Annotated in this window: 28 protein-coding genes and 1 tRNA gene; 4 read left to right on the top strand and 25 right to left on the bottom strand. The window is 64.6% G+C overall.

Annotated elements, in window-relative coordinates:
• Nucleotides 1–985: 985 nt before the first annotated feature.
• From AAHM38_RS23680 to AAHM38_RS23570, 23 genes are all read right to left on the bottom strand, one after another.
• Complete coding sequence (locus AAHM38_RS23680; protein WP_015855877.1) at nucleotides 986–3787, bottom strand: toprim domain-containing protein; 2802 nt, start codon at nucleotides 3785–3787, stop codon at nucleotides 986–988.
• An 8-nt stretch (nucleotides 3788–3795) separates the two neighbouring features.
• On the bottom strand, nucleotides 3796–4134 hold the full coding sequence (locus AAHM38_RS23675) for a DUF1484 family protein (RefSeq protein WP_015855878.1): 339 nt from the start codon (nucleotides 4132–4134) through the stop codon (nucleotides 3796–3798).
• Nucleotides 4127–4303, bottom strand: a complete 177-nt coding sequence (locus tag AAHM38_RS23670) for a hypothetical protein (protein WP_015855879.1) — start codon at nucleotides 4301–4303, stop codon at nucleotides 4127–4129. The genes AAHM38_RS23675 and AAHM38_RS23670 overlap by 8 nt, the downstream gene beginning before the upstream one ends.
• A gap of 248 nt (nucleotides 4304–4551) precedes the next feature.
• Nucleotides 4552–4818, bottom strand: coding sequence for an ogr/Delta-like zinc finger family protein (locus tag AAHM38_RS23665; protein ID WP_015855880.1), 267 nt, complete (start codon nucleotides 4816–4818; stop codon nucleotides 4552–4554).
• A gap of 45 nt (nucleotides 4819–4863) precedes the next feature.
• A complete protein-coding gene (locus AAHM38_RS23660) occupies nucleotides 4864–5082 on the bottom strand; it encodes a hypothetical protein (RefSeq protein ID WP_015855881.1) in 219 nt (72 codons plus the stop codon).
• Nucleotides 5083–5096: 14 nt separating this feature from the next.
• Nucleotides 5097–5837 carry a hypothetical protein gene (locus AAHM38_RS23655; RefSeq protein ID WP_146049750.1) on the bottom strand — a complete coding sequence of 247 codons (741 nt, stop codon included), beginning with the start codon at nucleotides 5835–5837 and terminating at the stop codon, nucleotides 5097–5099.
• Nucleotides 5815–6075, bottom strand: coding sequence for a helix-turn-helix transcriptional regulator (locus AAHM38_RS23650; RefSeq protein ID WP_015855883.1), 261 nt, complete (start codon nucleotides 6073–6075; stop codon nucleotides 5815–5817). The genes AAHM38_RS23655 and AAHM38_RS23650 overlap by 23 nt, the downstream gene beginning before the upstream one ends.
• A gap of 950 nt (nucleotides 6076–7025) precedes the next feature.
• A complete protein-coding gene (locus AAHM38_RS23645) occupies nucleotides 7026–7730 on the bottom strand; it encodes a hypothetical protein (RefSeq protein WP_015855884.1) in 705 nt (234 codons plus the stop codon).
• A 226-nt stretch (nucleotides 7731–7956) separates the two neighbouring features.
• Complete coding sequence (locus AAHM38_RS23640; RefSeq protein ID WP_015855885.1) at nucleotides 7957–9171, bottom strand: tyrosine-type recombinase/integrase; 1215 nt, start codon at nucleotides 9169–9171, stop codon at nucleotides 7957–7959.
• A 161-nt stretch (nucleotides 9172–9332) separates the two neighbouring features.
• Nucleotides 9333–9408, bottom strand: a tRNA-Ala gene (locus AAHM38_RS23635).
• Between the two features lie 48 nt (nucleotides 9409–9456).
• Nucleotides 9457–11178, bottom strand: a complete 1722-nt coding sequence (gene soxB / locus AAHM38_RS23630; RefSeq protein ID WP_015855886.1) for a thiosulfohydrolase SoxB — start codon at nucleotides 11176–11178, stop codon at nucleotides 9457–9459.
• Nucleotides 11175–11687, bottom strand: a complete 513-nt coding sequence (locus AAHM38_RS23625) for a TlpA family protein disulfide reductase (protein WP_015855887.1) — start codon at nucleotides 11685–11687, stop codon at nucleotides 11175–11177. The genes soxB and AAHM38_RS23625 overlap by 4 nt, the downstream gene beginning before the upstream one ends.
• Before the next feature lie 12 nt (nucleotides 11688–11699).
• Nucleotides 11700–12374, bottom strand: coding sequence for a sulfur oxidation c-type cytochrome SoxX (soxX, locus tag AAHM38_RS23620; RefSeq protein ID WP_181004953.1), 675 nt, complete (start codon nucleotides 12372–12374; stop codon nucleotides 11700–11702).
• Nucleotides 12375–12378: 4 nt separating this feature from the next.
• Nucleotides 12379–13179: a sulfur oxidation c-type cytochrome SoxA gene (gene soxA, locus AAHM38_RS23615; protein ID WP_041668400.1), complete on the bottom strand. Its 801-nt coding sequence runs from the start codon at nucleotides 13177–13179 to the stop codon at nucleotides 12379–12381.
• Nucleotides 13180–13219: 40 nt separating this feature from the next.
• Nucleotides 13220–13675, bottom strand: a complete 456-nt coding sequence (locus tag AAHM38_RS23610) for a DsrE family protein (protein WP_004628735.1) — start codon at nucleotides 13673–13675, stop codon at nucleotides 13220–13222.
• A gap of 23 nt (nucleotides 13676–13698) precedes the next feature.
• Nucleotides 13699–14010, bottom strand: coding sequence for a thiosulfate oxidation carrier complex protein SoxZ (gene soxZ / locus AAHM38_RS23605; RefSeq protein ID WP_004628733.1), 312 nt, complete (start codon nucleotides 14008–14010; stop codon nucleotides 13699–13701).
• 19 nt (nucleotides 14011–14029) lie between these two features.
• Nucleotides 14030–14500: a thiosulfate oxidation carrier protein SoxY gene (gene soxY / locus AAHM38_RS23600; protein ID WP_012436692.1), complete on the bottom strand. Its 471-nt coding sequence runs from the start codon at nucleotides 14498–14500 to the stop codon at nucleotides 14030–14032.
• A gap of 10 nt (nucleotides 14501–14510) precedes the next feature.
• The gene (locus AAHM38_RS23595; protein ID WP_012436693.1) at nucleotides 14511–14858 is read right to left on the bottom strand and encodes a c-type cytochrome; all 348 of its coding nucleotides are present in this window, start codon (nucleotides 14856–14858) and stop codon (nucleotides 14511–14513) included.
• Nucleotides 14859–15034: 176 nt separating this feature from the next.
• Nucleotides 15035–15922 carry an EamA family transporter gene (locus AAHM38_RS23590; protein ID WP_015855890.1) on the bottom strand — a complete coding sequence of 296 codons (888 nt, stop codon included), beginning with the start codon at nucleotides 15920–15922 and terminating at the stop codon, nucleotides 15035–15037.
• Nucleotides 15923–16044: 122 nt separating this feature from the next.
• Nucleotides 16045–17337, bottom strand: coding sequence for an NAD(P)/FAD-dependent oxidoreductase (locus AAHM38_RS23585; protein WP_015855891.1), 1293 nt, complete (start codon nucleotides 17335–17337; stop codon nucleotides 16045–16047).
• Complete coding sequence (locus AAHM38_RS23580) at nucleotides 17334–17690, bottom strand: c-type cytochrome (RefSeq protein WP_015855892.1); 357 nt, start codon at nucleotides 17688–17690, stop codon at nucleotides 17334–17336. Before AAHM38_RS23580 ends, AAHM38_RS23585 begins: the two co-directional genes overlap by 4 nt.
• Before the next feature lie 133 nt (nucleotides 17691–17823).
• Nucleotides 17824–18642 (bottom strand): BON domain-containing protein, encoded by an 819-nt coding sequence (locus AAHM38_RS23575; protein WP_015855893.1) that lies wholly within the window; start codon nucleotides 18640–18642, stop codon nucleotides 17824–17826.
• A gap of 51 nt (nucleotides 18643–18693) precedes the next feature.
• Complete coding sequence (locus tag AAHM38_RS23570) at nucleotides 18694–19071, bottom strand: YraN family protein (protein WP_015855894.1); 378 nt, start codon at nucleotides 19069–19071, stop codon at nucleotides 18694–18696.
• A gap of 35 nt (nucleotides 19072–19106) precedes the next feature.
• Here AAHM38_RS23570 and rsmI point away from each other — a divergent pair, with 35 nt between their 5' ends.
• Nucleotides 19107–20009 (top strand): 16S rRNA (cytidine(1402)-2'-O)-methyltransferase, encoded by a 903-nt coding sequence (gene rsmI, locus AAHM38_RS23565; protein ID WP_015855895.1) that lies wholly within the window; start codon nucleotides 19107–19109, stop codon nucleotides 20007–20009.
• 27 nt (nucleotides 20010–20036) lie between these two features.
• Here the strand turns inward: rsmI and AAHM38_RS23560 are convergent, their stop codons facing one another.
• A complete protein-coding gene (locus AAHM38_RS23560; protein ID WP_041668405.1) occupies nucleotides 20037–20768 on the bottom strand; it encodes a septal ring lytic transglycosylase RlpA family protein in 732 nt (243 codons plus the stop codon).
• Nucleotides 20769–20969: 201 nt separating this feature from the next.
• On the opposite strand from AAHM38_RS23560, the gene AAHM38_RS23555 reads away from it, so the two are divergent.
• The 3 genes from AAHM38_RS23555 to AAHM38_RS23545 all read left to right on the top strand — a co-directional run bounded on the left by AAHM38_RS23555 (nucleotide 20970) and on the right by AAHM38_RS23545 (nucleotide 22891).
• The gene (locus tag AAHM38_RS23555; protein WP_015855897.1) at nucleotides 20970–21626 is read left to right on the top strand and encodes an MBL fold metallo-hydrolase; all 657 of its coding nucleotides are present in this window, start codon (nucleotides 20970–20972) and stop codon (nucleotides 21624–21626) included.
• A complete protein-coding gene (locus AAHM38_RS23550; RefSeq protein WP_015855898.1) occupies nucleotides 21623–22342 on the top strand; it encodes an exonuclease in 720 nt (239 codons plus the stop codon). Before AAHM38_RS23555 ends, AAHM38_RS23550 begins: the two co-directional genes overlap by 4 nt.
• Before the next feature lie 273 nt (nucleotides 22343–22615).
• Nucleotides 22616–22891 (top strand): hypothetical protein, encoded by a 276-nt coding sequence (locus AAHM38_RS23545; RefSeq protein WP_009239603.1) that lies wholly within the window; start codon nucleotides 22616–22618, stop codon nucleotides 22889–22891.
• Between the two features lie 125 nt (nucleotides 22892–23016).
• Here AAHM38_RS23545 and arsC read toward each other — a convergent pair whose 3' ends face one another.
• Nucleotides 23017–23367: an arsenate reductase (glutaredoxin) gene (gene arsC, locus AAHM38_RS23540; RefSeq protein ID WP_015855900.1), complete on the bottom strand. Its 351-nt coding sequence runs from the start codon at nucleotides 23365–23367 to the stop codon at nucleotides 23017–23019.
• Nucleotides 23368–23515 lie beyond the last annotated feature (148 nt).

Here is a 23515-nt window from a genome sequence, read left to right as displayed (position 1 = left end):
CCCCCCCCCCCCCCCGGGACTCTTCGTGGCGGTGCCTAAGGCCTGAGTAGCGCGTCCATTCCAGTGGTTGCAGCGTTGCTCGGGCCTTTTCTTTTTGTTGGCTCACCAGCAACGGCACGTTTGCCGGTGGCCCTCTCAAAGTCTTTTCATAGTTCCTCCACCTAGCACTCTCTGACATAAGAGTGGCAACCGGTGATTAGCGCTCATTCTAGGGCGCCCAAACAAAAATTTGCAATCAGGCGAGTGATAGTTTACGGCGTTGTCGCCAACATGTTTGATACATGTTATCTACTCGATTTCCCGTAAACCGCTTGGCTATGCGGTTTCCAGGTTGATGCGTTATGCGTTTGATAAATTCTTTAAGCGAAATTTATTTCTTTTGTCCTGTTGTTACGCCGACACGGATGATGCTGATGAGGCGAGCAAACCGTTTGCTGATGCGGTTTTGTGGGTGATGTGAGGTGTGCAAGTTGATCGAAAAAAATACTTCTTTTTTTATCAATCTCGATGCACATCGCAATTTTTGGCTGGCACTAGAATTTTGCTGATAGATGCGAAGTATTCAGTATGAATATTTTTCGCCGAGCCACTTTGCAGCGCGGGAAACGAGCGTTCAGAATGGCGCGCGCGCAATTGGCGGTCCTTTTGAGATGGCTTCAGCATGAGTCAGAATAAGTCGCCGTTGGGTGGCGGCTGTGAATGCTTTGAACTTGTTGTTCCGCGAGGCTCCGACGCTGGAGCGCAGCCCATCAATTCCGCCGGGTAGAGCGTCCGGAAGCTGCATGTAACCCGGTGCCTCCTTGAAGCCTACGTGGGCGTGGATTCAGGTTTGACATTGGGCGTAGCTCCGCAGGGCTACTGTGGCGTCCGCTCTGGGCCGAACTCAGCCCGTCTCTCGCCTCTCGATATCCTGTGGAGATGGCGACAACTCCGGAAGAAAAGGAGCTCGCAAAATGCGAGCTACTTTTCTTGGAAGTGGCGCGTGCTACGGCGGCATGCCGTGGTCCGATGGAGCCGGCGAGGCGTAGAGCCGGAGTTTCTCCAGCTTGGCCAGGCTCAGCGCAGTCATGTGCCCGTGCCGCCGGTTAAAGATGCGCTTCTCCACATCGTCCATCTGTTTGCCGTTGTGCACGGCCACCACGCCAGACTGCAGCAGCTGCTGCTTGAACACCCGCGCCGTCTTGATTGGCAGTGCATCAAACTTAGGCCGCAGGTGTGGCGCAGTGGAGAGGTGGTCCATTACGTGGCTTGGCCGCAGGAACAGCACCATCTCTCGGCCGCTGTCGGTCTGAATCGTGTCCCAGCTGAAGGGATATTGATAGCGGCCGGCGTCGAGCTCCGACAACAATATTTCCATGATCCACACCCACGGCTGGCGTGAGCCGTTGGTCTCGGCGATATGCGCGTTCATCTCGGCCAGCGCATCGTCCACAAACGTGCCCTGGTCGACGTCGATCTCTGCGAACTCCGCCAGAAGCGCCCAAGCAGTCATGATGGCAGCGTAGTTCTCCATCATGCGGCGCGCGGTGGCGTCGCTGGCTTCGGCGCGGCTGCCCTTTTTGCACACGTCCAGGAACGCTGCATGCAGATCGCGGATGCGCGCCGGGTCAATCTGCGCGATGAACTGCAGCCATTCCCACACGGGAAACTGCGGCAGGGTGTGCGGGATGATGTCGCCCTGCTTGGCCACGGACAGCGACGTGCGGCAAATTTTCGACTGCAGGCTTTCGACATCAACCTCTTCGCCGGCCAGCAGGACGGGGGCACACATGAGGTACGGCGTGAGCGCAGCGCCGACGCGCGTGAACTCGAAACGATAGGTGGACTGCAGCAAGCCGTCGATATCCGACAGCACCATCTTAGGTAGCTTCGAGAATTCATCCCATCCCACCGGGTGCGATGTCCAGGAGACAGACGCGCGGCGGCGATGGTCGGTCTTGAGCATCTGGCCCGACAGCACCTGAAAGGCGAGCGTCGTCTGCAGGCTCTCCAGGAGCTTCGATTTGCCCGATCCTTTCTCGGCCTGCATCTGCAGGTGCGGATAGAAGCCGAGCACCGTTTTCAGGTGCGCGCCAAGCCCCCACACAAGCGCGATGGCGGCAGCGTTGTTGCGGAAAGTGGATTGATAGGCCGCGATGACAGCGCGGGCGTTCTGCTGGCTGCCGCGCGGGAATGCCATGTTGTGATACAGGCACTGCTTGTGCGGCTCCAGGAAATAGCAGTCGCTGCCCTCCATTGCCGCGAGCTCGCCATCGCGCCAGGCGACGCCGACGAAGTTCACCACGTCGCGAGCGCCGAGCTCGGCGGCACGCTCCAGGACGTTGACCATGCGTGCGAACTGCGCTGGCATCCAGATATGGCCGAACTTACCGCGCCACCATTCCAGGTTATAGAGCCTGTCGTTGCTGGCCACTTCGCGCTGCAATGCCGCGCCGAAGCGCGGCACCTGGGCGCTGATGCCGAACACGGTTTCAGGCTGCGTGTCGGGCGTGCCGTTGATGGTGGCTAGATGGCTTTGGATGCGCAGGCGTGAAATGCCCGCGACGCGAAACGAACACAGATCTGCGAGTTCTTCGCTGCGGCTCGATTCGCCGTCGTCGTCTTCCTGGTCCTTGTACTTCTGTACGTAATGCGTGAAGTCTTCCTTCACGCGAAAGCGCCAATAGACGCTGAAATCGTGCGCGGGCAGAAAGATGCGGCGGGTGCCCTTCTGGCGCTCTCCGTCGCCTGGCATGCCTGGGATGAGCCACGGCTCTATGTGCTTCATGCGCACTGTGAGCTCGTCGGCGCCTCGGGCTTTGAGCACGTCGTTGATGTCCTCGCCCTCTTCCCAATCCTGCATGTCGACCAGCACTGAGCCGATGCCGGCAGCGGTCAGCACTTCCGACAGCTTCCATGCTGCGGCCAGGCCGGGCCGCTGACCTGTGCGCTCGTTCACCGCGTCGGTATGGTCCAGCGCGATCAGCACGCGCTTGTCACGCAGGAACGACCAGTCGATCTTATCGACGTTGGCGGTGCCGCGAATGGCAAAGGCTGCACAGCCTTCCGGCAAGTGGCAGCACTCCACCGATAGGGCGTTGATGGGGCTCTCGACGATGTAGACAGTACGGGCGCGCTGCAGGCGGCGCCAATCGCTTGTCCAGCCGTGGCCGAGCTTTTCGCCCTGGCACTGCGTCTTGACGTTGCCGTTGAGCGTGGCGTCGGCATAGCGCAGGTCCACGGCGACAACGGCAGCAGATGCCGCCGCACGCACGACGAATGCGGCAGCCGGCCCGCCGTGGCCTGGCTCGCCAGCGGGCACCTTGTTGCTGTTCCAGGTATTCCAGCCGAGTGCGCCGGTCTGGATGGCGCGGCGGCTGACGGCTTCGGCAATGCCGCGGCTGGCCAAGTAGGCAACAGCGGGCTCAGGGTTCGCCCTGCACCGCTCGGCGATGTATTCCTCTGTGCTCTTGCGAGCCGGCAGACTGCTTTGCGCGGGCACAGGTGCGGGGATGCCGTACCACTCGCCGAGCAGCTTGGCCGCTTCGAGCGGCGTCTCCACTTCGGGCCGGCAATGCAGCACCAGGTCGATGCAGGAACCGCCAACGTCTTGCGACCAGTCCTTCCAGGCGCGGCCCTTTTCAAAGATCGACAGCGACGGGCTGCTGTCCGCGTGGTGCGGGCTGTGATAGTTGCCGTTGGCGGCGGTGCGGCGCAGGTCCAGGCGCTCTGCCAGGTCGTGCAGGTCGATGCCGCCTTTGAGCTGGTCGAACCAGTCACGCATGGCGGGGTTGTGTTGCGTCTGCATGGCGCCCCTCACAGCATGTCGTGGACGTTACACAGGGCGCGGTCCAACTGTTGTTTGAGGGGTGCGAGCAAGCAATGCAGGCTTTCGTGTTCCGGCGAGCGGTCGCTTTGTAGGTCGAGCAAACGCAGGATGCCGTCGAGCCCTGCGCTCACACGCCAGAGCTCTGCGCAGCTTTGCTCGGTGGTGTGGCGGATGAGCTCGCCCATATCGCGCAATCGCTCCAGGGGCGCGCCGAACTGCGCCGCAGCGCGGTTGCTTGTCTGCTGCACCTGGTGCACGAGCTGGGAAACGAGCTTGCGCTGCTGCATCATCGCCAGGCTCGGCGCGGCATGCATGTGCTTATCCATGTGCCACCTCTGCCTTTGCGATTGCGGCTACGGCGACGAGTGCGGCGCCGGCAACATCGAGCGATACGCGGTCATCAGGCGCAGCAACGGCGTCGCGCAGTGCCGCGCGGACGATGGCAAGGATTTGCGGGAAAGCGGTTTGCTCAGGACGAGCGAAAGCGTTAGGCATTGCGGCCTCCTGTAGAAGTGGAGACCCGCCGCTCATTCTCACGTGAGGGTGGCGGGCCAGACAGCGGGGGTGAGAAACCGGCCTACAGGAAACCGGCCCAGCCGAAGCTGGCCCCGCCCGGCCCGCCATAAAAAGGGCGTGCGAAGGCGATACGGACGAAAAAAATGCCGCGAACGCGGCCTGTCCGCCTGTAGGAATCGGGTTCTCACGCCCGGCCACCGCTGTTTCGGTGACGGCTAGATTCTTGGTCATCGGGCAAGTGGTGTCAAGCTGAGCTCACAACCGTTGACGTGTTGCTCGGTGCCCGCTGCGGATCGCGCCGCGAGCTGCTGTGCGACTTCTGGATCGGGCGTGTTACTCGGTGCCAGCGTGCGCACCACTTCCGTCAGCGCAACGAACGTGTGGCCGCATTCCAGGTTGGAACACTGGCAATAGAGCTCTCTGGTGAATCGCGTTACCCGCCGGCTGGAGCGGATGTTCGCGACGCTGCTGCAGTGAGGGCAATTGATCTTCATGGCTTCAATGGAGAGCGCATTGCCGGCGTGGCGCCGGCAATGGCATTAGCAGTCGGTGCGGATCACGTCTTGCGTGTTGCGTGCCAGGCGGTAGGTTTGGATGCTGTCCTCGGGTGTGGCACCGACAGGCAGTGCGTGCGAAAAGACGGTGCCGCAACTGTGGCTGTTGCAGCGGTAGAGGGCTTCGCGTTGGCCGTCAGAGCGGAGGATCGTGCCGTGCGGGGCGGTGAGGCTGCGGCAGCTCGGGCAGTGGTGGGAAGTCATGGTGCGTGAGGGGGTTAGTGTTGTCGTGCGGTGAGCTGCTGCAGCACCTTGTTACGGTGTCTTGCAGCAGGACTGATTTCTTTGAAGCGATCCAGGCCGTCAGGGCGTTGCACTGCCTGCAAGACGGCGTCGCCTTTTGCTTCAAACCGGAACGTGTCGAGCCCCTGCTTGATGCGGCCGTACATCACTGCCAGTGCTGCACTACGCGCGTCGGTGCTCCTGTACTCCCAATCCGCTATCCCTTTGCCGGTCTGGGCTGCATAGGCCCACTCTTGCATTTGGATGGCGCGATATAGGGGCTCCAGTACGACGTCGGCCTGCTTCATGAGCGCATCCGCGTAAGCGCTCAGCAACTGCGAGTAGCAGCTCCGCTCTTTGGCTTTGGCACTGCCTACTTGGTTGGTAGCATCCTGGTATGCCGCTTCAAGCTCGGCCATCACAGAGCGGTTGTCTTCGGCGAGCGTGTAGGCCGCACGCTCTTTGGCCTTGAGGCGTTGAACCTCTTTGGGCGACGTACCGGGTTGCCGCAGCAAGTGGGCAACCTCTTCACGGGCTTGCATCGCCTCGTTCTCTGCGCCCTCTACTGCTTTGCGTTGACGCTGAATCGCAGCATCAAGTCGGTCGGCCTCATCGCGCGCGGTCTCGAAGCTGGCGCGTATGTCCTGGTACTGCTCCACGTGCGCCTGGAGCTCGGGCGGTAGTTGCGGTGTTGTGGTCTGCATGGAAAGGCTTTCAGGGTTGACGGGCTGCGACACGGCTGGCCATCCACTCGTGGATCTCGGACGCGAGCCACGCGACGGTCTTGCCGGTGAGTGGCACGGGCTTGGGGAAGTCGCCACGGCGCATGCCGTCGTAGATGGACGATGTGGGCAAGCCGCACGTGGCGCTCACTTCCGGCAGCCGCATGAAGCGCTCGGCCAACATGCCCGCCTTGCCGTGTATGGCTGCAGTGGCGGCTCGCGTGTTGGGCGCCTCGATGTGCGAACGGATCATTTGCGTTCCTCGTCGATGGGTTGGAATCGAGCGGAATTGCTCGGCGGTGCTCGGTATTGCTCGGAGCCTTGCCAGTCTCGGCAAGCGCGCGGCCTTGGGCAACGCGGAAATGTTGTGCCCTATGGGTGGACAACGTTGCAGCACCTGACCGATAGGCAGATGCAGCACAAGCGCGGCGCCACAAGGCCGCAGAGGCACTGCGTGCCGCAAGGGTTGCTCGGCATGTCGCCGCGCTTGGCGAGTGCCTGCGGGCCGCTACAGCGCCGCTGCGGCCACGTTCGCGCGTGGAGGCAGTGGCGAGGCTGAAGCCATGCGCACACCCACCGCGCGCCGTTGGGACCCCGCCTCACCGGCGCGCTTCATCGAGTGGTTTTTATGCACGTGCATGACCTGCTCGGAGCGGCACGCACCGTGGCGCTGCGCGGCAATAGCAGCCGAAAAAAGCTATGCGGATTTATGCACTTGGCTTATGCGCATGCGGCGTATCGCCACCAGACGCAGCGCTGTAGCTGGCGGGGTTGGCGATCCAAGCGTGAATGGCTGCGAAGTCGTAGAGGCTGCAGCGCTCAGTAAGGCGCTGCGGCGTGGGTGCGCGGCCCGTGTTCACGAGCTGGCGCCAGGTCTCACGAGAGACGCCCACAAATGGCGCAATGTCGTTCCAACGGCCACGGCCGGTTAGCGGAAGAACGGTGCGGCTTTGGCGTTGGGGTGTTTGAACGGGGGGTCGCCGCGTCGTCTGGTGTGCGGCCTTGCTGCTTGTCTTCCTTGTCATCGCTTGCGTTGCCTTGCCCCGTGTGGGCATTGGTTGGTAGTGACGCAAGAATAGGAGCCGACATGGATGTCGCGGAAGATGCGCAGCAAAGCAGCGATGCGCTCAGCTTTGCTGTGCTATGTCGTGAGCTCACTTCAAATCGGCGCAGCTAAGCTGCGCACGGAGCGTGTTTCCCGCGTTACGACTCCGATTCCATCTCTTTGCGAGTCTTGCTGACCAGGCGCGTAACGCCGCCATAGTGATAGCGGATTCCGAACTCGGAATGCAGCTTGGAAGCCGCCTGCGCATTGGAGAGTCCTTTTCCCGCGATGAACTGACGAAAGATCGTCTGCGCGCGTTCTTTCTCTTCCTGCATCGGGGCATGGCGTTGCTTGCCGCCCTTGCGCGCCCTTTCCCGGCCTCGCTCACGCAGGACGAGCAGCATTTGCGCTTGCCCCAACGCTTTGTTGGCGCTAGCCAGGAAGTGCAACGCCTCGGGATGCTGTGACGCGTGCAAACAACTGCCAGCGAGGTTGAGATTGAACCAGCAATGCGAGACGCCATAGAGCATGTTCTCGTTGTACACACTCGCAGGCTTGGTCTTGGCGAGGAACAGAGTCACAGCCTCCTGGCAGAGCTCCACCGACGTGCCGGACAAGTCGGTCAGCACATTGCCATCCTCGTCCAGGAACTCTTCCGTATCTCGGTCGATGATCCCTTGCAGCACAAGCATGTGGTTGGCCGCATCGGCCCCGTAGTGCTTGTCGATGTGCTGCTCGATTTCTGGCAAGCGATCCTCAAGGCCGACACCAAAAGCAGACTCGAACACCCCGCACATCACCCCGTAGGTCTGTGCAAGCTGCTTCTCAAAGTCCCCTATCGTCAAATCCAGTGATGTGGTCATCGCGCAGCGCTCCTCGTTGATGCTGAATGGCGAAGCCCGAGCAGATCAACAGATTGGAGGTGTAGTGCACGGCCAATGCTGTCGCCCGGCTATAGCTGTCGTTGCCCGTGATTGGCAACGAGGGCCGGCATTCTAGCCAGCGAAGTGGCGTGCGGCCTAGAGCAGCAGATAGCGCGATGAAAGGAAAGGCATACCGAGCGTCCCGCCAATGCAGCACAGGCGCGGATTAAGCCGCTGAAGGTCCGAACGTAAAGAGTTGTGCACCTGCCTTCAAGCGGTCGAGATAGTCAGCCCACGCCTGCATCATCACGCGCCGCTCTTTGACGAACTTGGTGCGGTTGTAGGCCGTGCCCAATGCGTCCGGTACAGAGTGCGCGAGCTGGTGCTCGATGATCTCGGGCTTGTAGTTGAGCTCTTCGTGAAGGATCGTGCGGGCCATCGCGCGAAAGCCGTGACCCGTTATTTCCGTGCGGGTGTCGTAGCCCATGCGCCGCAGCGCTGCATTGACGGCGGCGTCGCTCATTGGCTTCTTGGGGTCGCGTCCAGGAAAGACAAAACGACCGTGCCCCGTCAGCGCATGGAGCTCGCGGAGAATCGCCACGGCTTGCGTCGCCAGCGGCACCAGGTGCGCGGTCTTGGTCTTGGTGACCAGGTAGCGCCATTCGCCGGCGTCCAGGTCGAAGTCTGCCCACTCCGCTTTGCGGAGCTCGCCTGGTCGCACGAACACCATAGGCGCGAGGAGCAACGCGCAGCGTACGACCAACGTACCCCGGAAGGCATCGATGGCGCGCAGCAGTTCGGCCACCTTTACTGGGTCGGTGATGGAAGCGAAATTCTCATGCTTGGCAGGCGGCAACGCGCCTCGCAGGTCGCCGGATGGGTCGCGGATCGCGCGACCAGTGGCGACGGCGTAGCGGAATATCTGGCCGCAATTCTGGTGGGCGCGGTGCGCCGTATCCAATGCGCCGCGCGCTTCGATTCGACGCAGGACGGTCAGCACTTCAGGCGCTGTAATTTCCGCAATCGGCCGGCCGCCCAGCCACGGGAAGATATCGGCTTCCAGGCGACGAATGATCTTGGTTGCGTGGCCCTCGGCCCATGTGGGGGAATACCTGGCAAACCACTCGCGGCCCACTGTCTCGAAGCTGTTGGCGGCGCGCTCGACCGTTGCGGCCTTCTGCATCTTCCGCTCGATCGAGGGGTCGATGCCGCCCGCCAAAAGGCGCTTGGCGTTGTCACGCCGCTCGCGTGCGTCCTTCAGGCTGACGACCGGATAGGCGCCAAATGACAGCCGCTTTTCCTTGCCCCCAAACCGGTACTTGAGACGCCACAACTTGCCCCCTGTGGGGTACACCTCGACGTATAGGCCACCGCCATCTGCCAGCTTGTACGGCTTATCTGTTGGCTTGGCGGTACGAATTGCTATGTCGGTCAGGGACATGGGGGCAAGTGATTCTCCGGGTGGCGACTTGCCCCCGAATTTGCCCCCACTTGCCCCCGGGTGTCAACGGCAAAACTTAGGCAACGCTGGCAACAAAAAACCCGCGAAGCCTTGCAGCTAGCGGGTTTCTTGGCAACGCTTGGCAAACCTTGCCAGTGAGTTGGTGGACCGAAGGAGGATCGAACTCCCGACCTCCGCATTGCGAACGCGGCGCTCTCCCAGCTGAGCTATCGGCCCGTGGAAAATGAGTCTACCCGAACTCCCCCGGCCCTTTCAATGGGGGGTTTAGCCCGCGTTTTCCATGCCCGGATTGCCTTCCATGCCGACAATGCGCGGCGTGTTCAGCGGCCTTGCGGTCACTTCGCGCTGGTCGCGCAGCCAGTCGGCCAGCACGTCCCACACGGGGCGGCCGCCCGCCTTGCGGGCTTCGGGCGACACGGCGGCCCAGCCGGCCACTTTGTAGCGGCGGTCGGCGTCGATGGGCTTGCCGTCACCCGGGCCCAGGCGCATGTCGGTAATGCGCTGGCCCATCGGCTTCATCGGGTCGATGGTGTAGCGCAGGCCGCCGGTGCGCACCATGTCGCCGCCCTGTTGGTAATACGGGTCTGGGTTGAACAGGTTGTCGGCCACGTCTTCCAGCACGGTCTTGATGGTGGTGCCGGTCATTTCGGTTAGCGTGGTGGCCGGGTACGTGATGGCCGTCTGGGCCATCAGCGCTTCCATGGTCAGGGTCTCGCCGGGCAGCAGCGTGGTGCCCCAGCGGAAGCCGGGCGAGAAGGCAATCTCGGCGCCCTGCGCGTGCATCAGCCCATCGACGATGAGCTGGTCGAACGTGCCGTTGAAGTTGCCGCGCCGGTACAGCAGGCCGCGGTTGGTGGCCAGCGTTTCACCCAGCTTGTCTTGGTACGGCGCACGCACGCGGTCAATCAGCGCCGTCATGGCGGGGTCGGCCGGCAGGAGGTCGGCAAACACGGGCAGCAACGTGTAGCGGATGTCGCGCACGGTGCCGCCGCGCACATCCAGATCGAGCACGCCGACAAACTTGCCGTTGGCGCCCGCGTTGGTCACGAGCGTCACGCCGCCCGGGTTGCTGACCTTGACGGGCGTGGGCACGGCATCGTGCGTATGCCCGCCCAGAATGGCGTCCAACCCGCGCACGCGCGAGGCGAGCTTCAGGTCGACATCCATGCCGTTGTGCGACAGCAGCACGACCACCTTGGCGCCCTTGCCCCGCGCCTCGTCAATCATCTTCTGCAGCCGTTCTTCCTGAATGCCGAAGGTCCAGTCGGGCGTGAAATCGGCGGGGTGCGCGATCGGCGTGTACGGAAACGCCTGCCCGATGATGGCGACCCGCACGCCGTTCAGCTCGCGCAGCACGTACGGGTCAAACACCGGATCACCAAAGTCGGCGGTCTGGATGTTCTGCGCGACAAAGGCGACCTTGTTCTTGAAGTCGTGATCGACCACGTGGCGCACGCGGTCGGCGCCGTAGGTCATCTCCCAGTGCGGGGTCATGACGTCCACGCCCAGCGCGAGGGCCGCGTCCACCATGTCCTGGCCGTTCGTCCACAACGCGGTGGCGGAGCCCTGCCAGGTGTCGCCGCCGTCCAGCAGCAGCGCATTCGGGCGCGTGGCGCGCAGGCGCTTGATGAGCGTGGCCAGGTGTGCGAAGCCGCCCATGCGGCCGTAGCGGCGCGCGGCCTCGGTAAAGTCGAGCGACGTAAGCGCGTGCGCGGCGCGCGAGCCGGGCGCAATACCGTACCGCTTGAGCAGCGCATGCCCCACCAGATGCGGCGGCTGCCCGGCCCATTGCGCCACGCCCAGGTTGACGCTGGGCTCGCGGTATTCAATGGGCAGCAACTGCGCGTGGCAGTCGGTGAAGTGCAGCAGGTGGACGTTGCCGAAGCGCGGCACGTCATAGCTGAACGTATCGGCGTGCGCGTCGCCTAGGCGCAGGCCGGCGGCAGCGGCAATCGCCAGGGCTTGAACGAATTCGCGGCGGTTCATTGCTTGGGGCTGTGTGCGTAGCGTGCCAAGTCGGCCACGTCGTCTTCCAGCATCTCGCCGACTTCCTTGCGCACCACGCGGCCCTTGGCGTCGAGCACGAGCAGTTCGGGCAGGCCCTTGCGCGGGCCGGTGGCGGCGCACAGCGCGTCGGTTTCCATCGTCACCGGAAAGGTGAAGCGGCGCTTGGCGACGTAGTCCTTCGCAAGCTGCGGGTTGGCGTCGATGCTGATGGTGAGGATGCGCAGGTCCGTGCCGCGCGTGGCGTCGTACAGCTTTTGCAGACGCGGGTTCTGCAGCGCGCAGAACGGGCACCACGATGCCCACGTGGCGATGATGACCGGGTGCCCGTGCCACGCATCGCCCGGCACGCGCGTGCCGTCGAGCAACTGCACGTCGGGCAGCGCCACCACATCGCCCACTTCGACGGCCTGCGCATGATTGGCAAACTGCGTGGCGGCAAACACGATCGCCGCTGCCGTCCACATCAGGAACCGTCGAAGCGTGTGCATGGCGTTATGGGGTCACTGGTTGACGGGAGATGCCGGGTCGAACAACAGCGCCATCACGTCGCGGATCTGCTGCTCGGTCAGGATGCCCTTGTGCCCGAAGCGCGGCATGTTGGAGCACGCCGCATACGCGTTGGAGTTGTAGATCTTGCCCCACGTGTAGCGCAGGATCGCCTCCGAATCGCCGCGCAGCTTGCCGTACTGGTACAGCGACGGGCCGATGGTGCCGTACGACAGTTCGTCTTTCGACAAGCGGTGGCAGGCGTAGCAATTGGCGCCGTTCACAGTGCCGGCCGGGTCGGAGAACTGCATGCCGCGGCCGCTCTGCGCGGTCTTCTCCCCTTCCTTCCAGTCGCCCAGCCAGGTGTTGTCTGCCGGGTAGTGGATGGTCTTGAATTGCGCGTCTTCCAGCTTCTTTGCCACGGCGGCGGGCACGGCGTTGCGGTCGGCAAACTGGCTGCAGACCTTTTGCACGTCGTCGCGGTCGGTCACGCCTTCCACGGTGGCCGGGCCCTTGGAGACAAAGCTCTCCTGGATGACCTTGGCGAGTGCCGCGTCGGCCTTGGCTTCGGGCTTGGGTGCGGTGACGGCCTTGGAGGTGGCGTCCGCTGCCTGCGCGGTGCCGGCGGCCAGCGCCAATGTGAGCGCCGTCAGAACGATGGGGGTCAGTCGGGTCATGCGTGGCCTCATCGTGTCATCGTTTGATGGACGGCGCGTCCATCTTGCCGCCGTTGGCATTGCGGGCGAGGAACATCTCCAGCGCGGTAATCACCTCGCTGCCGTAGAGCGGTTCCGGAAAGCGCTGCTGGCGCAGGCAGTCGTACAGGCGGTGCTGCATCGTGCGTACCTCGCCCTGCGAGACGCGATACCCCGGCCACGTGGAATACGCAAAGCGCGCGCCGTCGGCGGTCAGCAAATCGGGCAGCTCCTGCAGGCGGATGCGCAAACCCGGCTGGGCATGGCACGTGGCGCAGGCAAAGTCATACGCGCCGCCACGGTAGAAGAACATGCGGCGGCCGAGTTCGTACACGCGCTTTTCTTCGGGGTGGGCGAGCGGAATGTCGATGGCCGTGCCGCGCGATTCCGAGGCAACGTAGGCCATCAGCCGTTCAATGTCCGACGCCTTGCCGGGTGACGAGAACGGGCGGGCCGAAGCCTCTTCCTTGGTCAGACCCTGCAGCGTCATGCGGCAATGCATGAGGCGCTGTTCTGCATCCATCACGCGGCCGGTGTCTTTGAAGAAGCGCGGCAGCTTGGCGTAGGCACCCTTCACCACGCCGGGGCCAAGGCCCAGGTCGCACGCTTCAAGCGAGGCCTGCTTGGGGCCGGCGGGCTTCTTCCAGAGTTCTTCGCCGGCGGCTTCCCAGAGTTCGGCCGGGTTGCCGTCGGCCAGCATCTCGCGGTACTGCGCGATGCCGGCGGCGGTGCTGTCCTTGGCGTCCTGCGCGAGTGCCATCACGGCGCTGCCGGCAACCCACACCGCAGCCAGCACCATCGTCCATGTCTTGTGTTTCACGGTCCCCTCCGTGGGTCGCCTACGGTTTGATATAGGCGAAACCTTCTTCCTGCTGCAGGCGGGTGATTTCCACCACACCGGCCGGCACCACCTTGGCTTCGAGCAGCAGCTTGTCTTCCGGCACCTTGAAGGCCATCAGCGAGTTGTGGCACACGCGAAACTCCACGCCCATGCTGGCAAGCGCGGCCACGGGCGCATCGAACGGGCGCCCCTGCGCATCCTTGGCGCCTTCAACGAGGAAGTCGATGCCGTGGCCCAGCGCCACCACCACGATCTTCGTGCCGGGCGCGCCGTTCAGGTGGTTGCGCAGGTTGCCGATGGCGCGCACGGCCTGGTCGATGCCTTCGCTCAACTGGTAGACCACCTTGTAGCGGGCACCGGCGCCGCCGGCGCGCGGGGCATTCTGGGCAGCGGCCTTGCCGGCCACACCCAATGCCGCCAGCGCGGCGGTCACACGAAAGAAGCTGCGTCGCATTTGAGCCTCCGGGCCTTTGCTGATTACTGGATAGACGTTTCGTCGGTGCGCTTGTCGCCGTGGTTGTCGACCCACGTGACCGTCACCTTGTCGCCCTTGGCGCCGCCCTTGAACTTGAAGTTCAGGAACGGATCTTTGGACACGGCCGGGCCGAACTGGGCGTCGAGCACCGTCTTGCCGCTGTGCTGCACCGTCACGTTGGTGATGTGCCAGGCGGGCACGACCTTGCCGGACGCGTCTTTGCGCTGGCCGGTTTCCATGTCGTGCTTCATCAGGATCTTCACGTCGGTGGTGCCGCCGTTTTCCATTGCGCGAATGCGCATCGGGTCTGCCATGGTGTGTTTCTCCTGATGTTTAACCGCCGCAGCCACCCAGGGTGACCTTCACTTCCTTGCTCGCCAGCACCCATTTGCCGTTGGCGCGCACGGCGGCGTAGACCGTTGACGTCTCGCCCATCTTCACGCGCGTGCTCACAAACGGGTCGGTGCCGGCCGGAATGGCGAACGTGGCAGCCAGCGTGTTCGGGTTCTTTTCGACCAGGATGGCGATGAGGTCGGTGCCCGGCAGCGTGCTCGTCACGACCAGCGGCACCACGGCGCCGTTCTCAGCAATGTCCGGTGCGGTGAGCTGTATGCCGGCGCCGCCCTTCTCCACCGCGCCACCGCCCAGTTGCTTGAGCACGTCGTTCACGCCCTTCACGGCAAAGGCGGCCTTGTTCCACTCGGCCGCCTGGGCGGGCGTGGCAATGCCGGCAGACACCAGCAGCGCCATCATGGCGCCGGCACGCAGCACGTCACGGCGGCCCAGATTGATTGCGTCGTTCATCGTCCGTTCCTCACTTGGCCGGGGCGCCCGCGAGCACCCAGTCGATCACGGTTTTCAGATCGGCATCGGCAATCTTCGGGTTGGCCGGCATCGGGATCTGGCCCCAGTTGCCCATGCCGCCTTCGCGCACCTTCTTGATGAGCTTGGCTTGCGCGCCGGCATCGCCCTTGTACTTGGCGGCAACGTCCTGATAGGCCGGGCCGACGAGCTTGCGGTCGACGGCGTGGCAGCCCATGCAGGCGTTCTGGTTGGCGATGGACAAGGCGCGGGCAGCATCGACGGCGGCCAGCGCGGGCGTGGCGGACAGCGCCAGGCCGGCCAGCACCGCCGCAGCCGCGAGCGTGGGGGCGAACTTCATGTGGTCTCCAGAAGACGAGGCTGCCCGCATGCGTGTGCGGGCGAAATGGCGGGAATTGGACCCGGTATTGTGCCCGAAACGGGCCAAACCCTATGTCGCCCGCATATGTCGTCCGCAAAGCAAAACGCCCGGTACCTTTCGGCCCCAGGCGCTTGTTTCTGATGGGGATGCGGCGATCAGGCCATCGCCCGCCGCGCGGCCAGCCGGCCACCAAACACGTTGAGCAGCAGCCCGACCATCACCACCGCGCCGCCCAGCCATTGGGCGGCCACCAGGCGCTCGCCCAGCAGCACGGCGGCCGATACCAGCCCCACCACCGGCACCAGCAGCGTGAGCGGCGCGACCTGGCTGGCGGCGTAGCGCGCCAGCAGGCGGCTCCACAGGCTGTAACCGAAGATGGTGGCACCAAAAGACAGGTAGACGATCGCACCGATGCTGGACCAGCTGATGTTCGCCAGGCTGTGTGCGATCTGCTGCGGCCCCTCCAGCCAGTACGACAGCAGGAAGAACGGAATCGGCGGAATGACGGCGCCCCACACCACCAGGCTCACCACATTCACCGGCCCGACGCGCTTGGTGACGATATTGCCGCTGGCCCAAGAAAACGCCGCGCACAGCGTCAGCAGGAAGCCGGCGGTGGTCATGCCCGTGACCGAGCCGCCGCCCGCCATGCCAATGACGGCCAGCCCGCCCGCGGCCACCGCCATGCCGGCCAGGTGGAACCAGCGGATCGGCTCGCGCAGCACGATGGCGGCAATCGTCAGCGTAAAGAACGCCTGCGACTGCAGCACCAGCGAGGCCAGCCCCGCCGGCATGCCCACATACATGGCGGAGAACAGGAACGCGAACTGCCCGAAGCTGATGGTGGCGCCGTAAGCCACCAGCCACTTGAGCGCAATCTTCGGGCGCGGCACGAACAGCACAGCCGGGAAGGCGACCAGCGCAAAGCGCAGCGCACCTAGCAGCATGGGCGGCACGCCGTGCAGGCCCACCTTGATGACGACGAAGTTGACGCCCCACACCAGCACAACGGTCAGGGCCAGCAGCAGATCCTTGGGAGACATGATGATCGGAAGGTTCGGACGGCCGCCCGCGCGGCCACATGACGCACTGTAGGCGCGGGCCGCTTACGCGACTTGCACAATCTTGCGCATTGTTTGTGCCGTGCGCCTCGGCCTTGCCTTCCTTAGCCCAGCATGTCCGACCAGATGGCGCGGCTCCAGCCTTGCGCCAGCTTGCCCTCCGCTGCGGAAGGCGCTTCGGAAAGCCCGCCGGCGCCGGGCACCGTCACCATGGTGTGCTCGGCCGGGTCGTAGCGGTGCACGGTTGCCACGTGCATCGCCTCGTCGGGCGTGGCAAAGCTGTAGCAGGTGTTGGTATACAGCGGCGACGCATCGGGCGCTTGGCCCGCCAGCATCGCCACCACGGCGGCGGCGGCAACCTTGCCGTGCTGATTGGCCATGTGGCCCGACTTGGGCATCAGCGGCGCGGTCTGGATGGCATCGCCAATCACATGCACGCCCGGGGCCACCTTCGATTCGAACGAGAGGAAGTCCACTTCGCACCAGCGCCCGTTGGCCGTCGCCAGCCCGGCTTGCACGGCAATCGCCCCGGCACGCTGCGGGGGGATGAGGTTGACGACATCGACCTGCACGTCGTCCTGCACATCGAACTTGAGCACGCGGCCCGTGGCATCGATGTCGACGGCGTTGTATTGCGGGCGATATTCGATGTGCTGCGGATAGCGCTCTGCCCACACGCGCTTGAACAACGCGCCTTTGGAGGTGACGTCATCGTTGGCATCGAGAATGAGCACGCGCGAATCGGGCTTGGCGCGCTGCAGCCAGTGGGCGATCAGGCACGCGCGCTCGTACGGCGCGGGCGGGCAGCGGTACGGCGCCAGCGGAATGCTGATCGCCACCGTGCCGCCGTTGGGCATGGCTTCGAGCCGATGGCGCAGCGCCAGCGTCTGCGTGCCGGCTTTCCAGGCGTGGGGCGCTTGCGCGGCGGTGGCCGCATTGGCGAGACCGGGAATCGCCCCCGGCACGAAGTCGATGCCGGGCGAGAGGATCAGCCGGTCGTAATCAAGCGTGCCGCCGCCTGCCAGCCGCACCTGCTTGGCGCCAGGGTCGATGGCCGATGCGCGGTCGCGCACCCACCGCACGCCGTGGCGCTCGACCAGCGCGTCATACGGCACGGTGATCGACGCGATGTCACGGTCGCCCGACAGCACGAGGTTCGACAGCGGGCACGAGACGAACGCGGCGTTCGGCTCAACCAGCGTGACATCGACATGGCCACCGGAAAACACGCGCACGTACTTGGCCGCCGTTGCACCGCCATACCCGCCGCCAACCACCACCACGCGTGCATTGCGCACGCCCGACAGTGATGCGCAGGCGGCCAGCGGCCCGGCCAGCGCGGTTGCCCCGAGCGCGCGCAAGACTGCGCGTCGATCCTTGCGCAGCCCTTCGCTCATGGCCCCTCCTGGGGTTGGCGTGACAGCCAGCCGGCAATGGCGGCGATCTGCGCATCGTCATAACCGCGGGCGATCTGGCCCATCACCGTGGAGGGGCGCGCGCCGCTGCGAAAGGCTTGCATGGTGTCGATCAGCTCGGCCTGCGAGCGACCGGCCAGCGGCGGCAACGTCTGCGCGGGAAGCTTGGCACCGGGCGCGGTATCGGCGTGATGGCAGCTGGCGCACGTGGCAGCCCACGTGCGGGCCTGCAGATTGGTGGGGGGATGATCGGCCGCGTGGGCCGCATTGGCCGCATGGACCGTAGGCAGCGCTGCAAGCAACGCAGCGGCGGCAAGGCGTTGGACGACGGGCATCGGGGGGCTGCGAAGTCGCGGGAGCGTCATACGCTAACACGCACGGCCGGCCATGTGCCCTGTGATGCGTGCAGCCAACAAAAAACGCAGCACGGTGGCTGCGTTTCTTGCGATGCGGTGTTGCCGCGCTGGCTTACGGCAGTTGCTTGCCCGGCGGCAGCGCGGGCGAGGTGGTGGGCGACACGGTCACGCCCGGCGCGGCCGATGTGACCGGGGCAGGCGCCTGCGTGGCCGTCGGCGTACCCTGCGTGCGCGTTGGCGTGCCTTGCGACGCGTCGGGCGCGGTCGACGGGTTGGTCGACGTGGCATTCGCATCCAGGCGCTTGCGCTCTTCGTCGGTCACGTAATCGAACACCTTCACGACCTTGTTGACGCCACCCACGGTGCGCACGGCCTCGGTGGCCTTGTTGCCTTCCGCCTCGGTCACCACGCCCAGCAGGAAGACGGTCTGCGCTTCGGTCGTCACCTTGATGGAGTTCCAGGGCACGCCGTCCGTGCCGGCCAGCACGCTCTTCACCTTGGTGGTGATGTACGTATCGTTTGTGCGCGAGCCGAACGTGCTCGACTCCGGCGTCACCACGATCTCGTTGACGACCTCACGCGCGTTCTGCAGCTTCTGCGCGTATTGGCCGATCTCCTGCTTGGTCTGCTCGGTGCCGGCTTCGCCGGTCAGCAGGACCTTGCGGTTGTAGACCGTCACGTTGACGTGGGCACGGCCGTCGTAGCGCGAGATCAGCGTGTTCTCGGCTTCCATCTGCAGGCCGCGGTCGATGGTCTGGGTGGCGGTCGGGCGCCGGTCGGTGGCAAGCGCCACGCCGCCGGCCACGGCGCCCGCAAACAGCGGGAAGCAGGCAGTCAACTGCGTTGCGGTCATGCCGGCCAGGGCGGCCAGCACGGCGGTGCGTGTGACCGTGCGACGGAAACGGGCAAACGTAGGCGACGAGAGTTTCATGCTGTCCTTGAATGAAGTGCAGAAGAAAGAAGAGCGAGGTTGATGCGAGGTTCAGGCATCAACGCCGAAGGCATCGCGCATCCATTCGATACGCGCACCGTCAATGGCGATGACGTCAAAGCGGCAGGCTGGTACGTCTTCAACCTCCCGCGCGAGAAAATCTTCGGCCGCGGCAATCAGGCGGCGCTGCTTGGCGGGCGTGACACTCGCCGCCGCCCCGCCGAAGCGCTGCGTGGAGCGCGCCACACGGGCACGCACTTCAACGAATACCAGTGCGCCGGCCGCATCGCGCATCACCAGATCGATCTCGCCGCCCTTGCAGCGATAATTGCGGCTGACCACGGCCAGCCCGCGCGCCTGCAAGTAGCGCAGCGCACGGTCTTCACCGGCTTCACCGGTGGCGGCTGTGATGGGCTGCGGCGCATGCATTCGCGGTTTGAACCAAGTAACAGAGAGAAGTTCTCGTGAGTGATCCTGACTGGACCCTGCTGGCGCACGACCAGCACTATCCCGCCGGCGCATTATATGTGGTGGCCACCCCCATCGGGAACGCGGCCGACGTGTCGCTACGGGCGCGCTACGTGCTGGGCCTTGTCGACGCGGTGGCCTGCGAAGACACGCGCAACACCGGGCAACTGCTCCATCGGCTGGGGCTGTCGCGGCCGATGCTCGCGGCGCGCGAACACAACGAGCGCGAGGCCGCCGCGCGCATCGTGGCGCGGCTGGCGCAGGGCGAGCGCATTGCGTATGTATCCGATGCGGGCACGCCGGGCGTGTCGGACCCGGGCTCGCGGATTGTCGAGGCGGTACGTGCGGCGGGGCAGCGCGTGATTCCGCTGCCGGGCGCGAGCGCGGTGGTGACGGCGCTTTCTGCCGCCGGGGAGTTGCTCGACACGTCTGGTGGGCAGTTCACCTTCGTCGGCTTCCTGCCGCCCAAGGCCGGGCAACGCGAGGCGGCCATCCGCCAATGGGCGGCGCACGGGCCGGCATGGGTCCTGTACGAGGCGCCGCATCGCATCGAGGCCACACTCGCCGCGTTGGCGGAACACCTGCCCGCGCGACGCATCCTGATCGGCCGGGAATTGACCAAGCTGTTCGAGCAGATCGTCGTGCTGCCTGCCGCCGAAGCACCGGCCTGGCTTGCCGCCGATGTCTCACATGGCAAGGGCGAATTCGTTCTGGTGGTGGAGGGCGCAGGTGCGCAGGACGCTGCGCCGACGGCGATGGCGGCAGACCAGGTCTTGCGTCTGCTGTTGGCCGAGTTGCCTGCCAAGCGCGCAGCCAAGCTGGCCGGCGCAATTACGGGAGCGTCGGTCGACGCGCTGTATCAAAGCGCGCTGGCGCTGAAAAACGAAGGGAAGGACTGAGGGGAGGAAGGCGGCCGGATCAGCGGTTCAACGACGCTTGGCGCGACGCTTGACCGCTTTCTTCTTCACCGGTGCGGGTTCATCGGCACCCACATCGGCGTCGCCATCGTTGCTGGCGACATCGGTCTGCGTCAGCTCAGGGCGCAGCGCTTCAACTTCAGCGCGGGACAGTCGGCGAATTTCCACCTGCGTTGAACCGCGCTTGACGAAGTCGAGCCGCTTGGCGGCGGCATACGACATGTCGACGATGCGCTTGCCGTGGTACGGACCGCGATCCGTCACCTTGGCCACGACCACGCGGTCGTTGGAGAGGTTGCGCACCAGTACCCAGCTTTGCAGCGGCAGCGACGGATGCGCCACCGTGAAGGCATTCATATCGAAGCGCTCGCCGCTCGCGGTGCGGCGGCCGTGGAAGCCGCGGCCGTACCAGGAAGCCAGGCCGCGTTGTTCGAACGTGCCGAGGTCGGCGCGCAGGCCGGGGCTGGTATCGGTGTTCTCGTCCAGCTTGAGGCTGGTCGAATCCGGCACCCCGCGGAACGACAGCGTGCCCCAGGCATCGGGGTTGTCGCGCGGGTCGGCCAGCTTCAACGCGGGCGCTGCGGGCTTGCTGGCCTGGAGACCGGATTGCCCACCCGCGGGCGGTTCGCCGGGAACGGCGGCACAGCCCGCCAGCACCAGCAGCGCGGTGCCGTGCGTGAGCCAGGCACGCAGCGTGCGGCCGGCCGGAAGGCAGGAAATCGGATGGGTCAACTTGAGCATGGTCGCGAGTCTAACATGCATGCTTTGATCGCTTATTTACATTTCCTATTAAAACGATCACATCATGCTGTCATCTCGCACCAATTTTGTAATATTTTCTTTCCGATGTAACAACACACCCCGCGAGCCCAGTGCTGGCGCGGGCTCGGCCCGATACAATCGGGTTATCCCTGCCATGTGCAAATGCGCACACAAGATCACATGAAAGTCGTTGTCGTCCCCGTTACGCCGTTTGAACAGAACTGCACGCTGCTAATTGGCGACGATGGCGCTGCCGCCGTCACCGATCCCGGCGGCGATATCGACCGCATCCTGGCCGCCGCACAGCAGCACGGCGCACGCATCGAAAAAATCCTGCTCACGCACGGCCATGTCGACCACTGCGCCGCCGCCGACGCCCTGCGCACGCAGCTCGGCGTGCCGATCGAAGGGCCGCAGAAGGACGAGGCGTTCTGGATCGACCAACTGCCCATGCAGAGCCAGCGCTTTGGTTTTCCGCCCGCCAAGGCGTTCGTGCCTGACCGCTGGCTCGAAGACGGCGACACCGTGGAAGCCGCCGGCCGCACGCTGCAGGTGTTCCACTGCCCGGGTCACACGCCCGGCCACGTGGTGTTCTTCAGCGCCGAAGACCGCGTGGCCATCGTCGGCGATGTGCTGTTTGCGGGGTCGATCGGTCGCACGGATTTTCCGCGCGGCAACCATGCGGACCTGATCAAGGCGATCCGCACGAAGCTATGGCCGCTGGGCGACGACGTCACGTTTGTGCCGGGTCATGGGCCGGTCTCGACCTTTGGCGATGAGCGGGCCAGCAACCCGTACGTCGCCGATCGCCTGTTTGCCAACGAAGGCTCGGCATGAGCGCAAACACCAACGACAGCGCCAACGAGAGCGACGACCCGTTCGCCGACTCCGCACCCGCTGCGCCGGCGGACAAGCCCCGCCGCAAGCGCGGCAACCAGCCGCCCGACACGCGGCCTGAAATCTACGTCAGCACCGACATCGAGGCTGACGGCCCTATCCCCGGTCCGCATTCGATGCTGAGCTTCGCCAGCGCGGCGTACCTGGCCGACAAGACGCTCGTCGGCACGTTCGAAGCCAACCTGGAAACGCTGGCAGGCGCCGAGGGCCATCCTGTCCAGATGCAATGGTGGAAAACGCAGCCCGAGGCGTGGGCCGCGTGCCGTGCCAATCTGGAGGCACCCGAGGTGGCCCTGCCGCGTTACGTGGAGTGGGTCGAGAGCCTGCCCGGCAAGCCGGTGTTCGTGGCGTTTCCGGCGGGCTTCGATTTCACGTTCATGTTCTGGTACATGATGCGTTTTGCCGGGCGCTCGCCGTTTGGGTGGGCCGCACTCGACATCAAGACGCTGGCTTTTGCGCTCACGGGCATGCCGTATCGGCGCAACGTCAAAGCGGCCTTTCCCGAGCACTGGCACGACCCGCTGCCGCACACGCATATCGCGCTGGATGACGCCAAAGAGCAAGGTGCGCTCTTCTGCAACATGCTCGCCGAACTGCGCAAGCGCGAAGCCGAGCGCGCCGCCGCACAAGTGACCCAGCAATCTGCTCAGGATTGAGCGCCGGACGCGTCACGCATTTCACGAAGACCCGCGCGCGGTTTGCCTTTTGCCCGCGTGATGCGCGCACCATGCCGCAACGCAACTTGCGGGCTCGCAAACCCGCGTCTACGCTGGGCTTGTGCGAGCGACCAGACGACTGCGCCACCCGGCGCCGACAAGCAAAGCCACTCGCATACGCCATTTGCTTGCCGTATCGTTTTCGGGCCGCACGTGCCCCCGACGCCGGTGCGTGCCGGCGTCGGCTATCAGCCAACAACGGGAGGTACCGCGGTGCGATTTTCCCGTGACGCGTTTGACACGCAACACTTGCGAGCGATGACGGAGCGCTTGCATTGGCATCGCAAATCCTCTGCGAAAGCGGTCCCGCTGAGCATGCGTGCGCAGCATCTGCAGCACTTGCATCACACGCACAGCAGCGCGCACCACGACGCAGAAGTCATGAAGGTCGCCATGGTCTCGACCGCGGCGGCGCTGGCAGTGGTGCTTGCCGCCCTGCTGGCAGTTGGTTTCGGGTCAGAAATGGCCCGATGGATGGGCCTGGAATAAACCGGTGCCCTTGCGCGTCTTGACGGACGCAGCCCCGGCCCTCGCGCAAAGCGAGATACGGCCACCCCTGAACGGCCTGTCCGATGGAAATCGGCAGGCCGTTCAACTTTGTGGGGCGCGGTGAATTACTTCAGGAACGCATCAAGCGCTTCAGGCGTGCGGCCGATGATGGCGCGGCCGTTGCGAACCAGCACCGGGCGCTGCAGCAGCTTCGGATGCGCCGCGATGGCTTTGAGCAGCGCGTCGTCCGATGCATCGGCCAGATTGAGGTGCGCGTATTCGTCTTCGTTTTCGCGGATCAGGCTGCGCAGCGGAGTGTCGAGTTGCGCGGCGAGCTGTTTGAGGTCAGCCAGCGTGGGCGGCGTGGTCAGGTATTCGATGACCTCGAGCTGTTCGCCGTTCTTTGCTGTGAAGGATTGGGCTTGTTCGAGGGCGGAGCGGGATTTGGAGCAGCGGGGGTTGTGGTAGATCTGCATGGGCTCTGGGCTTTCGTGTTGGCTTGATGGGGCCTGCTGCAATCTTAAGCGCTGCGCTTCGTTGTTGGTTTCGTGGTTGGTGTTGGGGGGATTCGTGTTTTTTGCTGTTGGTCCATCCCCTGTTTCATCCCCTGCCGGGGCCGAAAGG

Source organism: Ralstonia sp. OTU4908 (assembly GCF_038440115.1).
GTDB lineage: Bacteria > Pseudomonadota > Gammaproteobacteria > Burkholderiales > Burkholderiaceae > Ralstonia > Ralstonia pickettii.
The sequence above is the reverse complement of the archived record's forward strand: the minus strand, read 5'-3'. Positions and strand labels throughout refer to the sequence as shown.

Coding starts and splice junctions, on each gene's coding strand:
- AAHM38_RS23680 (WP_015855877.1), bottom strand. CDS start 3,787: ATGCAGACGCAACACAACCCCGCCATGCGTGACTGGTTCGACCAGCTC.
- AAHM38_RS23675 (WP_015855878.1), bottom strand. CDS start 4,134: ATGGATAAGCACATGCATGCCGCGCCGAGCCTGGCGATGATGCAGCAG.
- AAHM38_RS23670 (WP_015855879.1), bottom strand. CDS start 4,303: ATGCCTAACGCTTTCGCTCGTCCTGAGCAAACCGCTTTCCCGCAAATC.
- AAHM38_RS23665 (WP_015855880.1), bottom strand. CDS start 4,818: ATGAAGATCAATTGCCCTCACTGCAGCAGCGTCGCGAACATCCGCTCC.
- AAHM38_RS23660 (WP_015855881.1), bottom strand. CDS start 5,082: ATGACTTCCCACCACTGCCCGAGCTGCCGCAGCCTCACCGCCCCGCAC.
- AAHM38_RS23650 (WP_015855883.1), bottom strand. CDS start 6,075: ATGATCCGTTCGCACATCGAGGCGCCCAACACGCGAGCCGCCACTGCA.
- AAHM38_RS23645 (WP_015855884.1), bottom strand. CDS start 7,730: ATGACCACATCACTGGATTTGACGATAGGGGACTTTGAGAAGCAGCTT.
- AAHM38_RS23640 (WP_015855885.1), bottom strand. CDS start 9,171: ATGTCCCTGACCGACATAGCAATTCGTACCGCCAAGCCAACAGATAAG.
- soxB (WP_015855886.1), bottom strand. CDS start 11,178: ATGAACCGCCGCGAATTCGTTCAAGCCCTGGCGATTGCCGCTGCCGCC.
- AAHM38_RS23625 (WP_015855887.1), bottom strand. CDS start 11,687: ATGCACACGCTTCGACGGTTCCTGATGTGGACGGCAGCGGCGATCGTG.
- soxX (WP_181004953.1), bottom strand. CDS start 12,374: ATGAGGCCACGCATGACCCGACTGACCCCCATCGTTCTGACGGCGCTC.
- soxA (WP_041668400.1), bottom strand. CDS start 13,179: ATGGTGCTGGCTGCGGTGTGGGTTGCCGGCAGCGCCGTGATGGCACTC.
- AAHM38_RS23610 (WP_004628735.1), bottom strand. CDS start 13,675: ATGCGACGCAGCTTCTTTCGTGTGACCGCCGCGCTGGCGGCATTGGGT.
- soxZ (WP_004628733.1), bottom strand. CDS start 14,010: ATGGCAGACCCGATGCGCATTCGCGCAATGGAAAACGGCGGCACCACC.
- soxY (WP_012436692.1), bottom strand. CDS start 14,500: ATGAACGACGCAATCAATCTGGGCCGCCGTGACGTGCTGCGTGCCGGC.
- AAHM38_RS23595 (WP_012436693.1), bottom strand. CDS start 14,858: ATGAAGTTCGCCCCCACGCTCGCGGCTGCGGCGGTGCTGGCCGGCCTG.
- AAHM38_RS23590 (WP_015855890.1), bottom strand. CDS start 15,922: ATGTCTCCCAAGGATCTGCTGCTGGCCCTGACCGTTGTGCTGGTGTGG.
- AAHM38_RS23585 (WP_015855891.1), bottom strand. CDS start 17,337: ATGAGCGAAGGGCTGCGCAAGGATCGACGCGCAGTCTTGCGCGCGCTC.
- AAHM38_RS23580 (WP_015855892.1), bottom strand. CDS start 17,690: ATGCCCGTCGTCCAACGCCTTGCCGCCGCTGCGTTGCTTGCAGCGCTG.
- AAHM38_RS23575 (WP_015855893.1), bottom strand. CDS start 18,642: ATGAAACTCTCGTCGCCTACGTTTGCCCGTTTCCGTCGCACGGTCACA.
- AAHM38_RS23570 (WP_015855894.1), bottom strand. CDS start 19,071: ATGCATGCGCCGCAGCCCATCACAGCCGCCACCGGTGAAGCCGGTGAA.
- AAHM38_RS23560 (WP_041668405.1), bottom strand. CDS start 20,768: ATGCTCAAGTTGACCCATCCGATTTCCTGCCTTCCGGCCGGCCGCACG.
- AAHM38_RS23555 (WP_015855897.1), top strand. CDS start 20,970: ATGAAAGTCGTTGTCGTCCCCGTTACGCCGTTTGAACAGAACTGCACG.
- AAHM38_RS23550 (WP_015855898.1), top strand. CDS start 21,623: ATGAGCGCAAACACCAACGACAGCGCCAACGAGAGCGACGACCCGTTC.
- arsC (WP_015855900.1), bottom strand. CDS start 23,367: ATGCAGATCTACCACAACCCCCGCTGCTCCAAATCCCGCTCCGCCCTC.